The sequence below is a fragment of the Paenibacillus sp. LPE1-1-1.1 genome, from assembly GCF_040676435.1.
Taxonomy (GTDB): Bacteria; Bacillota; Bacilli; order Paenibacillales; family Paenibacillaceae; genus Pristimantibacillus.
In genome coordinates this window covers 204,189-218,538 of the sequence record NZ_JBEGHY010000045.1, presented here as the reverse complement: position 1 = coordinate 218,538, position 14,350 = coordinate 204,189, and the positions used below count along the sequence as shown (strand labels likewise).

Below are 14,350 nucleotides of genomic sequence, written 5' to 3'. Positions count from 1 at the left end.
CCCCTGCTGTATTTGGTTCCTCGATTTTTCAGTAGAACTGATTTCACATCCAAAACGTTATGATGTCTAAGGAATACGCACAAGAGAAAGTGCTCTTTTCATTATGTCCGATGTCATGGTTGAATCGTTATCTCAATCGTCTCGAATGTTTGCCTAATCCTCTCGCAGTTACTTACGAATAAAGAATAAATGCGGTATACTTTGAAAAAAATAAATTATCGTTTGAGGGGAACCTATGACTGAAGATACTGAGAATAAACGCAGCGAGCTCACAAGCCTAATTGAGCGTCACACCATTAATGACGGAGTTATCCAAACGGCAATTCCATCATTGTTTTTTATTCGATACTCCTATTCGTCGGAGAAGGGTTACAGAGTTTACAATCCTTCATATTGCTTTATAGCACAAGGATTGAAAGAAGTTTGGCTAGCCAAAGAGCGCTTTGAGTATGATCCGGCGGATTTTCTTGTTTCATCGATGAATCTGCCTGTAATTGGACAAATTATAAAAGCATCTAATGCTGTACCTTATCTAAGTTTAAAACTTGAATTCACACAGAATCAGATTTTAGAAGTATTAAATGAATCAGGATTTCAAATGACAGCGTCCGAGGATGCAAGAAGAGCCCTGTTCGTAGGAGAGATCGAGCTCTCATTGTTAGATGCAACTCTCCGTTTAGCTCGATTATTAGACAACCCCAAGGAGATACCCTATTTGGCTCCGATCTATCTAAAAGAGGTGCTGTATAGACTTCTCCAAAGTCAGTATGGTTCCACTCTTGCCCAAATCGCTTTGGAAGGAAGCAGCTCGTATCGTATTCAGGAAAGCATTGAAGAAATTATTAATAATTTTGATAAGCCTCTACGAATTGAAGAACTTGCAGATGCGGCTAAAATGGGGATATCAACATTCCATCGCGTGTTCAAGGATGTTACTGCAATGAGTCCGATTCAATTTCAAAAACAAATTCGATTGCAAGAAGCCCGACGATTATTATTATCAGAATCCGCGGATGCCGCTGATGCAGCATTCCGCGTCGGTTATGAGAGTGCTTCACAATTTAGCCGTGAATATGCCCGTATGTTTGGTTCTCCTCCAAAAACAGACATCAAACAATTAAGGGACAAATTTGAGGACAAAACGCAGTCAACTGAGCCAATTCGTTTATAATGTTAAGAGAGGCAGCGGACTTAGGTCGGCTGCCTTTCCTATGTCACCTGTCCTAACTTTAGATTCTTTTCTTCATACGACAGACAATTCCGAATATAAGGGTCATAGGAGGATTAGGCAATAATTTGAGACAATTTTGATATCGGTTCTTTATTAAAAAATTGCATAATGAAGTCATAGCCAAGAAGTTCTTATGTGGCAGAGTAAGACAGATCAATTACTATTGGGAGGAATATAGATGCAAAACGTGACTTTAAACAACGGGGTAAAAATGCCAATCCTTGGTTTCGGAGTGTTCCAAATTGCTGATGCAGATCAATGCGAACAAAGTGTTTATGATGCAATTTCTGTAGGCTATCGCCTGATTGATACCGCTGCTTCTTATCTAAACGAAGAAGCGGTTGGCAGAGCGATTAAACGTAGTGGCGTGGCAAGAGAGGAGTTGTTTATAACTACGAAACTTTGGGTTCAGGATACTGGATATGAGCGCACAAAAAAGGCATTTGAAAATTCACTGGAACGATTGCAATTGGATTATTTGGATTTGTATTTAATTCATCAGCCATATGGAGATGTGTTTGGTTCTTGGCGTGCTATGGAGGAATTGTATCGTGAAGGAAAGGTCCGAGCAATTGGCGTTAGTAACTTCCACGAGGATCGACTGATCGATTTAATTATTCATAATGAAGTAATTCCTGCCGTAAACCAGGTTGAAACGCACCCATTCAATCAGCAAATCGAAAATGCAAAATTCATGAAAGAGAATAATGTTCAGATCGAATCCTGGGCGCCTTTTGCTGAAGGGAAAAATAACTTGTTCCAGAATGAGGTATTGGTATCCATTGCTGAAAAGTATAATAAATCCGTTGCTCAGGTGGTTTTACGTTGGTTGTCACAAAGAGAAGTTGTTGTGATTCCGAAGTCTGCTCGTAAAGAAAGAATGATCGAAAACTTTAACATCTTTGACTTTGAGTTAAGCCAAGAGGATATGGAATCGATTACTGAGCTAGATACAAAACAGAGCCTGTTCTTTTCCCATCGCGATCCTGACATGGTGAAATGGATCGGTACCCGTAAACTCGATATTTAAATATCTTGGGCAGTGTCGATCAAATAAGGCAAAGTAATGAATCGGATAGAAGGAGGAATAGCGGTTGCTCGCGAGAATAAAAAAGATATTCGAGATCAAAGGGTACCGTACATTCGTCCTCTGCATGCTGATGATCGGGATCGGAATATCGATTACAATGCCTTATCTCTCCCTTTATTTCACGGAAGAATTAGGGATGAGCACGGGAGCGTTCGGCGTGTTCATGGCGGTAAGTTTGTTAAGCGGTGTGGCAGTGAACTCTCTCATTGCCAAACGCTCGGATAGCGGTCTGGACCGGAAATGGCTGTTGATTGCAGCGCTGCTTTCATCCGCTTTGGGGTATGCTTCGTATTTGGCTTTCGATAGTTTCTTTATTCTGATGATTGTGGTAAGTATTTTGAGTGGACTAGGAGCCGCCGCCATACCGCAAATTTATGCTTACGCGCAAGAATCTGCCAATGCAAGCCAATCCGACGACAAAACGTTTGCGATGTCTGCATTGCGTTCCCTGATCTCTCTAGGATTCTTAATCGGACCATTGGCAGGGACTCTCCTTTTGGCGGCCGCCGGGTATAGAGGTCTCTTTCTGGTGACATCCGCCATTTATCTAACAACCGCATCGCTAGTATTCCTGTTTCTCGCAAGTCGGAAAGCAAATCCGAGAAATCCTGGGAAGAGCAACGCAGCGGGTACCTCGTCGCTCAGCAGCATGCAGATCAGGCAGCCGTTTATCGCCTTTATCCTTCTGTTCATGGTTAACGCGATGAACTTAGTCAACACGCCGCTCTTTATTGTGAACGAGCTTCAAGGCACGCATACGGATGTCGGGTTAGTGGTAGGTATTTGCGCCGGCCTTGAAATCCCCATTATGCTGGTGCTGGGTGCGTTTGGCAGAAGGATATCAAATCATACTCTCTTGATGATAGGCAGTATTATCGCGGTCTTCTATTTCGTTATCTTGAGTGTATCGAATGATCCGATGCAGCTGATTATAGCACAGCTTCTGCAGGCAACGTTTGTGGCGATCGTCATGGGCAATGGACTCAGCTATTTCACGAATATGCTGCCGGATTCACCGGGAGTAGCCACAACGCTCTATACCAACGCATCTACTATCGGTAGGCTGGCAGGAATGCTCGGCAGTGGTATCATTGCCCAGTTTACAGGATATCGATCGGTTTATTGGATGTGTCTGGTGATTGTGATTCTTTCATTAGTCTTGTTATGGAGAACAAGATCGCATGCGGGAAAGGAAGTACTGTTACCAATATGAGACCTTGCAGCATGCGTCGTTTTACTTTGCATGGTCCAAGGTCTGAGAGGCAACTTCCGCCCCGCTTTGCAGCCAGTTGCCGCACTCCAATGGAAGTTTCAAGATTGAATTTCGTATTATCGTGTACGTCTGATCATTTCATATACAATTGATCAGAAAAAAGGTCAATCCTCTAAGAGGAATGATCTTTTTCTCAGTTCCTTGATTCATGCAACTTCACGTTTGCGTAAGATACTCTCCACTTTAACCGTTCTTCTGGATCGACTCAAGATGCTCAACCAGTCTGTTCCAGGTATCCGTAATGCCCTCCAGCATGCCCATATCCAGCACCTGCTTCAAGCCTTCAGCCGTTGCATATTCGGCGGTGTTGATGACTTTGGTTCCGCCTTCGACCTCGATGAAGGTCAGTGTGCTGATTGTGGCTGGCATCGTTTCCGCAATATTACCCTCCGCATCGGAGAAATAGTCCGTATACACAATCTTCTCCGGCGCCTGGATCTCGCTATATACACCCTTGCCCCAAGATTCCATGCCGTAGAAATCGCCCTGATTCTTGTCCTCGCATTTCATGCAATAATGCCACACGCCGCCGACTCGGAAATCGATGTTGCAAACCGGAAGCGTCCAGCCTCTCGGCCCCCACCAATGCTTCAGATGCTCGGCTTGCGAGAATGCCTGGAACACCAGCTCGCGAGGGGCATTGAATTCACGCTCCAGAATAAGCACCTTTTCCTCTACTTTGGATACCATTTGATTTGTCATTTTTAACTTCCTCCTCGATTTCATTATTTGGTCAAAATAGTTCACCACAGCGTTCACGCCACTCATTCATTATCCTAAGCTCAGTCTTGCTGCTCTTTCCGTATTTCCTTTCCCTGCAACTTCTGCAAATAGTCATCCAGGCGGTCGAACCGATCCTCCCAGATTACGCGGTAGCTCTCCAACCAATCGTCCAGCTCCCGGAAAGGATCTGGACGCAGCCTGTAGATCCGGCGATTCGCGTCAACTTGGGCCTCCACGATGCCCGCCTCACTTAGAACACGTAAATGCTTGGATGCTTGAGGCTGGCGCAGTTGGAGCCGTTCGGCGATTTCCCCTACAGTGAGCGGACGTTCGCGCAAAAGATCAACAATCTGCATGCGGTTAGGCTCTGCCAAGGCACTCATGACGTTAGTATTCATAGTCATCATCCGTTCTCTTGCTGTAGTCGTACGCGTCCTTCGTTAGTGTTGGGAGTTTGTATTTTCCTCTGAAATCAATATACCACATCAGGAATATTCCTGTAAAGGAATATTTAAAACGAATTACGTTTTTTCATCACCCTGTTTTAAGATTGTAACGCTGATCTAATTCATGATACACGATAATGCTCAGAGCCCCATATACCTTGATGGAGATCGGCACTGCTCGGGTCTGGCCTTGTCACATTAATTAATTTTCGCAAAAAAAGTATTAGACTGGCTCCAACAATAAAAACAGCGGTAGTCTTGGACGAGAAAATAAAATCCTAGACTGCCGCTGTTTTATTGAACTAATGTTACCCGTTAGTTCAACACGCTGGTGTCTGGTTTCTTAATCCAGTAATTCGAGTTGCAGAACGACCTCGTCTAATGGTCTAGAAGCGTCAACCTCAGTAGTTGCTGTGGCCCTTAATAGGGGTTCGACTTCAGTGAGATGACATAAGATACGCTCTCGCTCTTCGGGGTTTTTCCCGTAGTTGTTGTTCACCCGGCCAGCTATCCGTGCGAGTATTACATCGGCAGGCGCGCTAAGCAAAACCAAATGATCGAAGAATGGGTAGAACTTTCCCTGATTTGACTTGCAACCAGCAACGAAGAGTTTACCTTCCTGGTGATTGGTCAGAAGTTCAATAATTGCCTCTTCACGCCAGACCCAGTCGGTGGAGCCGTCTGGAAAATGAACCCAACGGCTCCATACATCGCTGTCGGTATCCACAACGCGGTGACCTCGTTCACCAAGTTTCTCCAAGGCTGTCGACTTTCCAGTTCCGGACATTCCAGTGACCAGTATTCTCAGCATTTCCCCTCCTAATTCACCTGCAAACAATATAAGAATGCTCGCAATTATTATTCTTTTAAGTATTCTCGAAATCATTGTGCTGTCCTGCCTGTTGTTATTGCGCTATCGTTATCCGTCCCTCGGTTTTAAGGATTTATCTCACATATACTCACTCATTCGCAGGATTTCGTCACCTTGGATCAATTCCATCTCTGATAGCAACGCAGTCGATGCCGGTTGAGGTGGTGGGCTGGGCATGCGGAAATAGAGGAACACTCAGGAAATATTCCCCAGTCGATCTCTACTGCACGCATACTCCACATGATCCCTGGAGGTTCACCCTCCCACAACTCAACGGGTCAATGCCCTTACATTCCTTCGTTATACCTGTCCAAGGTGTGGAGACCGATAGCGTTTAGCGGATGGGTCAGAGCCCTTTTGGGAAACGAACTCGGTCCTCCGTGCTTTCTTTGTGAAATCCTGTGAATGAGTCAATATACGTGATTGCTACTTAACTTAAGCTGCTTCTGCCCATGCAAGTACGGTTTTCTCTGGCGTGAACTTTTCTCCTCGTTGAACAATACCAACTAGAATTCGTGCCAGCTTTCCTATTAACTTAACTATGGATTGCTGTTTTTTCATCTTCTTTTCTTGCACATTATGCTCATGCAGATGGCGGAATACAGGGTTATTCCAAACGAGCTGAACCGTCGCGAGATAGAGATATTTTCGCAGGGCTGAGTCTCCTCGTTTCGAAAGAACAATTCGTCCTTTTCGCTTTCCTGACGTACTTTCAGCCAAATTCAGGCCAGCCTTCCGTAATACCTGACGTCCATGTGCATACTGTCTTAAGTCTCCTGTGCCTGCTAGTATGGCCGCGGTGAAGATCTTCCCGAGACCTTTTATGGTGCGAAGCTGCTGTGCCATTGGAATCTCAGAAAGAAGAGCTTCGATGTCCTTTTCAATCTGTTCAAGCATGCTGGTAACGCGTTCATATTCTTCAAGAAGCCGTACTAAATCTGCCTTCGATTCTTCTACCGCGGCTCGATCTCCGACACTGTGTTTAGCATGCGCGATGAGCTGTGCAGCCTTCTCCATTCCCGTAGAACCCCCAGCGCGCTGCATATGGGTTCTCCAAGCATGGATTACATCCGGTACTGCATACGTCTCCAAATCCTGTGGGCAAGGGAATATCTTGAGGGTCGCCAATGATCGCTTACAGGTCCAGTCTTTGAATACAGATGGATACTCAGGAAAACGAATGTCCAGCCAACGTATGATTCGATTCTGCAGGCGTACACTGTTCGACACCCAGAATTCGCGATCACTCATTATCGTCCGTAATCGTTGAAACACAACCGATTGACGCGTGTACTCGTAGTAGAAGCCAAGGCTGACAGAGTCTGCGATGACAAGAGCATCTTTGGGATCATTTTTTGATGGACTGTTATCACGGTTTTCTTTGTTTCTCTTGGTCGTAGCAGGGTTAACCATAACCACGTGTAATTCCTTATCTGATAACCAGTTGGCCAGGTTAAACCAGTAATGGCCGGTTGGCTCCATGCCGATGATGAGCTTCTTTAATCGGTATTTCTGCTGTAACTCCGTCATCCAGCGGTTCAATTTTTCAAAACCTTCAATGCTATTTGAGAATGAGAGATGTCGCTTGGAAACCACGATTCCTCGGAAATTCGTAGCTTGTGCCACGTGAGTTTCTTTGGCCATGTCAATTCCTACGACGAGATGCGAGGTGGTAATTCGTTCAATCCGTTGATTTTGTGCGTCTGATTGCTTAAACTTCATAGTGAGAGCGCCTCCTTGATGTGTTGTCGACAAACCCATCATACCGAGGCGCTCCTTTTTTGACAAAGGCTATTTCTTAGCCTTAACAGGAATGTTTAGCTTAACCATTTACTGCTATCCGACGAACAAAGTCTCGCAGCGTATTCCGCCTAAATTCCTTCCTCGTAAGTCCTCAGGAGGTCCGATGGTCGCATGCCCCAATACATAAATTCGATGCGTGTATGAAGTTCGTTCAGCACCCTTTATTACGCACCCACAATTCTTATTACTATGTTGTTGTTTTTATTATTTAGGCATGGCTTTATAAATTCAATTAGTGGGACTAGATAGTGTCGTAACACGCTATCATTGACCAAATCAATAATTAGAGATAGTTCCTCATTCAAAGTTTCTAGTTGCATCGGTCCTAAATCAATTTCTCCGTACACATCATCAGTGAACAGTATTTTAGTTGATATCCATATCCTATGTGAACAATTCTACTTACAATTGATATTGGAATTTGAAACAGATCAGGATCAGCCTTCTGTTCCTGATTAAGAACTCTATAAAAATCAATTGGTTCCTCGTTTTCGTACAATTCCAACTTAAAAAGGTCTTGATAATTCTGCAATAGAACCACTCCTACATATTGTTTTAACAGAATATTAAGCAACGTCTTATTACAAACTTTGCAAATTTTCTATTTTTGAGTATTCGCGAAGTGAATTAAACTATCCTGCCCGTTAGCTTAATGATTAATTGAACGCCGCGTCTCATAACAACGATGAACGACACCGACTCTACCGGTGTCGTTCGCGTCTCTGTGACTGTCTGTTCATAGAGAGCCGCTATCGTGATCGATGAGACATCGAGCATGCAACTCATCGATTAGTGCCAGAATCATGATTAACGTTTTTCTGCGAAAACCGTACTAAAACTGCTGTCGATGCCTTCGATAAACAAAGGTACAGCGTAAACGATGTTCAATCCGGACAAGTCGCAGTTTAAATTCATATCCTCAATAATCAATAGAAATCTGCCATCCTTACGGCCTGTCCCGGCAACTATTTGATGAAAAGCGATACCTTCATCCAGCGTTTGTGCCGCTGAGGCGGAAATGAAATCAAAGCCTATGGCACGCAATGATTCAAATATCATTAAGTACTGAGCTGCAGATGCTGAAAAACCAGGGTTACGATTACCGTAGCGAACTGAATCCGAATCTCGGATTTTACCGAACCCTGTTCGTATAAGCAGCAGATCTGAACCTGCGATCCGATTCGCAAATGGCTCGAGATCTTCTTTTGTAATCAATTCATCATCCGATTTGGGAATGTCGAGGGTCTTCATACGGGTGAAGATGAAATTATCAATGGGCAGCTCGCTGAGCTTTTTACCTTGTGGGTTGAAGTGCCACGGACCGTCAATGTGCGTGCCGTTATGATTAATGGTATTTATGAAAAATTGATTGAATAAATCGCCCTTGTTTATACTGAATTGTTGCCGGATCTCAACAGGAGGATTGTCTTTATACACCGGTGTAGTTATGCTAAGCGGATAGGACAGAACCAATCGCTTCATATTTCGCTGCTCACTTCTTCCTAATATTTTGCCGTAACGCTGCTAATCATTCTTCGCTTCGCCTAAGCAGCATGAATCATCTGTCAGGCTATTGTAAGGACCTAGATTTATTATATTATTAAACCGTTTATTCGTGCTTCAAAGTTTCAATAGCACCTGCTCAACCATGTGTTATTCAACTATCGTACCCGTTTGTTTAGTGACATTCCAGCCAGTCCTAGTTGTTGAATTTCAAATTAAAGGTTAAACTCCGGTAAGCTGTCAAATATTGACATCCCCCATTCTTGTTCAGTATCACGTGCGGAGGCAATTCGCCAAGCGGGGCCGGCAGAGATAGTGCTTTAACGAGAAGATGCCGATATATAAAACTGCCAGCTTCCCGCTTATGAGGGATGGGGCAATTTATGATGGTTACACTTCCGCTGATTTCCTTTTCGCCATATAAAAAAGCCCGCCGCCACGGCAGGCCTACAGGCTTATAGCCATTCACTATACGCAGCAGCCATTCGCTGCAAACTTTCCACCGGATCTCCTGCCGTAAAATACTCCAGGCCTACATACCCTTGATACCCGGCTTCTGTCAACCGCCTAAAAATGTACGGGTAATGAAGCTCACCCTCACCGAGCTCACCTCGGCCCGGATTGCCCGCCGAATGAATATGCCCGACCCGCTCCAGCATACGGAGCAGATTCGTCGTCACATGCCCTTCGGTAATCTGTTGATGGTAAATATCGAAGAGCATTTGCACTTGCGGATGACGGACTTCCTGCAGAATATCCCAAGCCTCCTGGGAGTAGGACAAAAAATAGCCGGGATGATCGATAAGGGTATTCAGCGGTTCTACGGCCAGCGTCACACCGGTCCCCTCTAGCAGAGGAAGGCTCGCACGGAGTCCTTCTACTAAGCTCCGCCGCTGCTCCTCCCGGGGTACACCGGCTTGCTCACTGCCCACTGTCAAGATGAGCGTTCGGCACTGCAGTCGCTTCGCCACCTCCAGCGTTTCTTTCAATCCATCCAGATAAGCCGAACGTGCGGAGGGCTCTGTCAGATTCGCTTGCTTCACACAGAAGGCACTGAGCGATAAATCCAGTTCCTGTGCCAGCTTCGTCATCAGACCTAAGTCCTTCTTCTCCCAGCCCCAGAACTCGAAGGCCCGGAAGCCCTCTTCCTTCACCTTACGAAGACTGTCTTCCAATCCTTGCTCGCGAAACACGGAATCGATACATACCGATAGCTTCACACGTTACAACCTCCCATACAGCACGGCTCCAGCCTACTTTGTAAATCGGAACCAGCCAAAATCGAAATTCGAGCCCGGCAGGAAGAGAAAGGTCACCTTCTGCATCCCCGTCACATGTGTCGAATGCAAAGGATTGCTCCTCATATCCCTCGGTCCTTACGAATTCGACCAATTGCTGTCGTTTTCCTTCCGGACTCGTGAAGCGAAGTTGAATCGTGTTCTTCTCAATCGGTGATCTGCCGTAACGACAAGCTTGGCACCTTCGCCCCCAAAATCCATTTGTTCGAACTCCAAAGAAACGTTATTGCCGAGCCCTCAACGCTATGTTCCTGAACAAGAAAGGAATCCCCATAAATGCGATCGCATGCCTCCACTGCATTATGCTCAAAGACCGATTCTGCGGTTGGAAGGAAAAGCCCTTGATGTGCACCTTGTTCCGGAGGTACGGAAAAAGTATTTAGTCCAGTATTTGCAGTTACGTGGAAAAAGTAGCTGGAATGTCCGGCTGGCTTTTCATTGTGTTTATTAAGATATATTGAACTAACGTTACCCGTTAGCTTAATCTTACTAGTCTTTATTTTCCTTCTTCATTTGATTCTAAAAATTAGTCTCAATCCAAGCATCCGATACTTCTTAACTATTCAATTCTTCTTCAGATGGGGCGAATACTTTTTCATGAACCAAACCTTTTATGAAAGTTTCAAAATTCTCCGCAAGTATTGTAATATTAGGTTCATCAAATGTCTCTACATCAACATGTATTACTTTTGGATTTCCATTAATTCCACATTCGCTATAATCCATCATAATAGCATCATGACCGCCAGAGGGGCATGAGCATACAAGGATACCTATGTCAGGGTATCCCCATTCTTCAATCATAAACTTACTCCCGAGTTCAATAGAGTCAATCCCCTACATACCTCCTATTCCAAGAATGGCGGTAATGGCAATATGGTCTTTTGCCCATGAGGTGGCCGTATTTGTGGGGAAACATGTATTAACTGGGGTACCTCCATTTTTTAATTTTATGAGTTCAATATATGTATTCGGTAGTTTATAACCAAGGAGTTTTTCTGTTTCACAAATCATAGTGTCCGTAACTTGATTCGGACTTGTATAATAATCTGATTCATCCCAAAACTTGTCATAGTCATTTTTCATGATTTTCACCCCTCCGTTTGTTACTACATTCGCTATTCAAGTGATTTCTACCTTGTTTTAAGAGCCTATGTTATTGAACTATCCTGCCCGTTAGCTTAATGAAGTAACGTCAGTCTAATACTTTATTTTCTTCTGACAATGGCCGCATATAGTCGAACGTTTCCCCCTGATGCTGGAGCAGACAAGTAAATAAGTTTACTAAGGAAACCGCAGGATGCATGACAGGAATGTCATACTTTGCGGTTTCTTTTATAAGATTCGCTTCTGCTGCCAGAAGTAGAGTATAGTAGGAGTAGTTGAAAATATATTCCAGGAGGCTACAGCCATGTCACAGGAGATTTGGATTAACCTGCCGGTCAAAGATGTTGTGAGGTCAACTGCCTTTTTCAATGAGATTGGATTCCATGCGGTGAACGTTGGTAACGAGAGAGCCAAGCTTGCCATAGGCCAAACAACGATTCTGCTGTTTCCGGATGCGGCGTTTGAGAAATTTACAGGTTCAAAAACCGCAGATACTTCCCATAGCGCAGAAGTAATATTTTCCATTGGCGCTGGAAGCAGAGAAGAAGTAGATGCCTTTATTCAAAAAGTAGAGTTTGCCGGAGGAAGCATCTTTGGCAAGCCGAGTGAAATTGACGGCTGGATGTACGGCGCAGGATTTGCCGACCTGGACGGTCACCGCTGGAACCTGCTGTACATGGATGAGAGCAAAATGCCGAAACGCTAATATGGAAACGCCGGTCACCTGCTTAAGGTCACCGGCGTTTTTTAACACCCCGTATAATCTCATATCTGTTATTCAAATCAAAATCGTTGCTTAGAAGGAAAAATCCGCGGGTTAAACTAATACAAATCACCTGGTTTACCCGTGTTAATTTATTGGTCTTACATAAACTATATTAACACATATTGGAACTAACCTGCCCGTTAGCGTAACGAGGCTGCCGTTGAATCCGCGGCAGCCTCGTTGTCTAATTTATTGAGCTATCGTACCCGTTAGTTTACCCTTGAATTCTGAAATTCAGCATCTCCAAATAGTGGGAGTTGTACATAATACCCAGCACGTTACCGAATGGATCAGTTACGGAAGCCGTGATGAATCCCTCCCCACGGTGTACGAGCGGCTCGTACTCTTCCGCTCCCATGGCCTTTAAATTGTTAAGTGCAGCTTCTATATCATCAACATGCCAATACATAATGGCACCACCGGGGCCAGCCGTTCCACGCGCAGGAGCAAAACGGCGATCGATCAGACCCAGTTCGTGCTGGTAGTCTCCAAGGCGAAACTCGGCATAAACTAGTTGACCATCTGGCCCTGAGCGTTCGAAGTAAGGCGCACTGCCCAGCAGCTCCGAGTACCATGCCTTTGCCGCCTCCATATCATCCGCCCAATAACTGATAGTCGCAAATCCTCGTAATGTTTGTATTTTGCTCATACTCAAATTCCTCCTAAGATGATTTTTAGTACTGGTTTCTATTACGATTATAAGCAACCGTAACTGACAATGGTATGTCAGTGTTTCTGTTTTTCTTTAAACATTATTTCAGTTATTTTAATAAGATTTCTATAAGTAAATCTCATTCTGTTCTTTAACTATCCTGCACGTTAGTTTAACAAAGAAAGGGAGCAGAGGCCGCATGAACTGCTCCCTGAATATTTAGCTAATTGTTTTGAAATGAATGTTACCTTTTCGTTACCATATATAAAAAAAGGACTCAGAAGGGTCCTCTAAACACTAGTATATCAAGGGTTTTGATGATGTGGTTACATCATGCCGCCCATTTGATGTTGTCTTTCGTGGACTTTCGTTTTTGTTCGGTTTTCATATTTTTTAGACAGTTTCGTTAATTAAAGTGTAGTTACTTTCGTCTGCTTTCGTTTTTAAACGGATTTTGTGTGATATTTTGGAAACAAGCGTAGAGTTGATCAATTTTGCTCTCTATCGGTAACCTTGTATTATTATTTACCAACATCTCCAAAAAGGTGTCGTCTTCCTGCGCCATATGGAATATGAGTGGCATGCCTATCCCTCATTTTCCGTTGTTTTGGCGGCATAGGGCCGCTGTCTGAATTCGCTCGGCGAGAGGCCCGTCTCTTTCTTAAAGTTGTTGCTGAAGTAGTGTATGCTCGCATAACCGAGTCCGGTTGCGATCGCATCGATGGGCTTACCCCGCAGTAGCGACTGCTTCGCCTGTTTGATCCGCTCGGAGATCAGGTACTGCTTCGGATTCTGTCCCACCTCCTGGTGGAATATAACGGTGAAATAGCTCGGATGATAGCAGCACAGATCGGCCAGCTCAGCTACTGTCCACTGTCTGCCTGGCTGTTCACGCATCGCGTCTAGCGCAGGCCCGATCTTACTGGCTGGTTTGTCCGCCTGCGCACTCAAATTCGAGCGAACGACCAGCGTTAGCAACTCCATCATCAGAGCGCGCAGCGCGAACGGATATGCCGCATTCTCTCTGACATACTCCTTGACGATACGGGCGAACAATGCCTCCACGTGAACGATCGAAAAGTGGTTCGGTAATTCGATATCAGCTGCGCCTGGGATTGCAATGCAGAACCGCTCCGGCTCCGCATCGAGCTGCACCGCAGATGCTCCCCGGATTAAGTAGGCCGGGTGAACGGGTATAGGTGAATCACTGTGGAACGTGAAATGAACGCTGTAATATTCGGTCGCCTTCGTCGTCGTGAGCAAATGGACACCGTTCGGTCCTAAAAACACGCATTCGCCAGGCGAGATACGGTATCGGCTCGGTCCCAAACGCAGAATGCCTTCACCGGAAATAACATAAAAGAACTGCCAGTCAGGGATAAAGCGCGGACCCCACTGCACGTTCGGATTGGCGACGTCGCGGCTAGCGAAATTCACCGCGGGGTTGCAGTCGAATAGCGACCCCAAATGCATACGGATCAGTCCCCCTGTGATCGAAATCTTGAAAAAACGTAAATCTCTCCGTTATTTGTCTAAATACGACTCATTGCTCCTAATGTATATTTAAAGCGCATACAAAATCAACTT

General features: G+C 44.9%; 12 protein-coding genes and 1 pseudogene. 4 read left to right on the top strand and 9 right to left on the bottom strand.

The window, feature by feature from the left end; genetic code table 11:
• Positions 1 to 235: 235 nt before the first annotated feature.
• From MRBLPE1_RS29940 to MRBLPE1_RS29930, 3 genes are all read left to right on the top strand, one after another.
• Positions 236 to 1,171: an AraC family transcriptional regulator gene (locus MRBLPE1_RS29940; RefSeq protein ID WP_364153186.1), complete on the top strand. Its 936-nt coding sequence runs from the start codon at positions 236 to 238 to the stop codon at positions 1,169 to 1,171.
• A gap of 238 nt (positions 1,172 to 1,409) precedes the next feature.
• On the top strand, positions 1,410 to 2,261 hold the full coding sequence (locus MRBLPE1_RS29935; protein ID WP_364153184.1) for an aldo/keto reductase: 852 nt from the start codon (positions 1,410 to 1,412) through the stop codon (positions 2,259 to 2,261).
• Between the two features lie 64 nt (positions 2,262 to 2,325).
• Entirely contained in the window at positions 2,326 to 3,534 is a 1,209-nt protein-coding gene (locus tag MRBLPE1_RS29930; RefSeq protein ID WP_364153182.1) for a sugar efflux transporter, read from the top strand.
• 243 nt (positions 3,535 to 3,777) lie between these two features.
• Here MRBLPE1_RS29930 and MRBLPE1_RS29925 read toward each other — a convergent pair whose 3' ends face one another.
• From MRBLPE1_RS29925 to MRBLPE1_RS29895, 7 genes and pseudogenes are all read right to left on the bottom strand, one after another.
• Positions 3,778 to 4,296, bottom strand: a complete 519-nt coding sequence (locus tag MRBLPE1_RS29925; protein ID WP_364153179.1) for an SRPBCC domain-containing protein — start codon at positions 4,294 to 4,296, stop codon at positions 3,778 to 3,780.
• Between the two features lie 80 nt (positions 4,297 to 4,376).
• The gene (locus MRBLPE1_RS29920; protein ID WP_364153641.1) at positions 4,377 to 4,715 is read right to left on the bottom strand and encodes an ArsR/SmtB family transcription factor; all 339 of its coding nucleotides are present in this window, start codon (positions 4,713 to 4,715) and stop codon (positions 4,377 to 4,379) included.
• Between the two features lie 391 nt (positions 4,716 to 5,106).
• Entirely contained in the window at positions 5,107 to 5,574 is a 468-nt protein-coding gene (locus tag MRBLPE1_RS29915) for an AAA family ATPase (RefSeq protein WP_364153176.1), read from the bottom strand.
• Between the two features lie 495 nt (positions 5,575 to 6,069).
• The gene (locus MRBLPE1_RS29910) at positions 6,070 to 7,356 is read right to left on the bottom strand and encodes an IS110 family transposase (protein ID WP_364153173.1); all 1,287 of its coding nucleotides are present in this window, start codon (positions 7,354 to 7,356) and stop codon (positions 6,070 to 6,072) included.
• Between the two features lie 888 nt (positions 7,357 to 8,244).
• Positions 8,245 to 8,919 carry a cyclase family protein gene (locus MRBLPE1_RS29905; protein ID WP_364153171.1) on the bottom strand — a complete coding sequence of 225 codons (675 nt, stop codon included), beginning with the start codon at positions 8,917 to 8,919 and terminating at the stop codon, positions 8,245 to 8,247.
• Positions 8,920 to 9,395: 476 nt separating this feature from the next.
• Positions 9,396 to 10,160, bottom strand: coding sequence for a hydroxypyruvate isomerase family protein (locus MRBLPE1_RS29900; RefSeq protein ID WP_364153168.1), 765 nt, complete (start codon positions 10,158 to 10,160; stop codon positions 9,396 to 9,398).
• A 633-nt stretch (positions 10,161 to 10,793) separates the two neighbouring features.
• Positions 10,794 to 11,252, bottom strand: a pseudogene (locus MRBLPE1_RS29895) (SMI1/KNR4 family protein).
• Between the two features lie 397 nt (positions 11,253 to 11,649).
• Between MRBLPE1_RS29895 and MRBLPE1_RS29890 the strand changes: the two are divergent.
• On the top strand, positions 11,650 to 12,051 hold the full coding sequence (locus MRBLPE1_RS29890) for a VOC family protein (protein ID WP_364153165.1): 402 nt from the start codon (positions 11,650 to 11,652) through the stop codon (positions 12,049 to 12,051).
• Positions 12,052 to 12,325: 274 nt separating this feature from the next.
• On the opposite strand, the gene MRBLPE1_RS29885 is transcribed toward MRBLPE1_RS29890, so the two are convergent.
• Both MRBLPE1_RS29885 and MRBLPE1_RS29880 read right to left on the bottom strand, forming a co-directional pair.
• Complete coding sequence (locus MRBLPE1_RS29885) at positions 12,326 to 12,760, bottom strand: VOC family protein (RefSeq protein WP_364153163.1); 435 nt, start codon at positions 12,758 to 12,760, stop codon at positions 12,326 to 12,328.
• Between the two features lie 588 nt (positions 12,761 to 13,348).
• Complete coding sequence (locus MRBLPE1_RS29880) at positions 13,349 to 14,236, bottom strand: helix-turn-helix transcriptional regulator (protein ID WP_364153161.1); 888 nt, start codon at positions 14,234 to 14,236, stop codon at positions 13,349 to 13,351.
• Between the last annotated feature and the right edge of the window lie 114 nt (positions 14,237 to 14,350).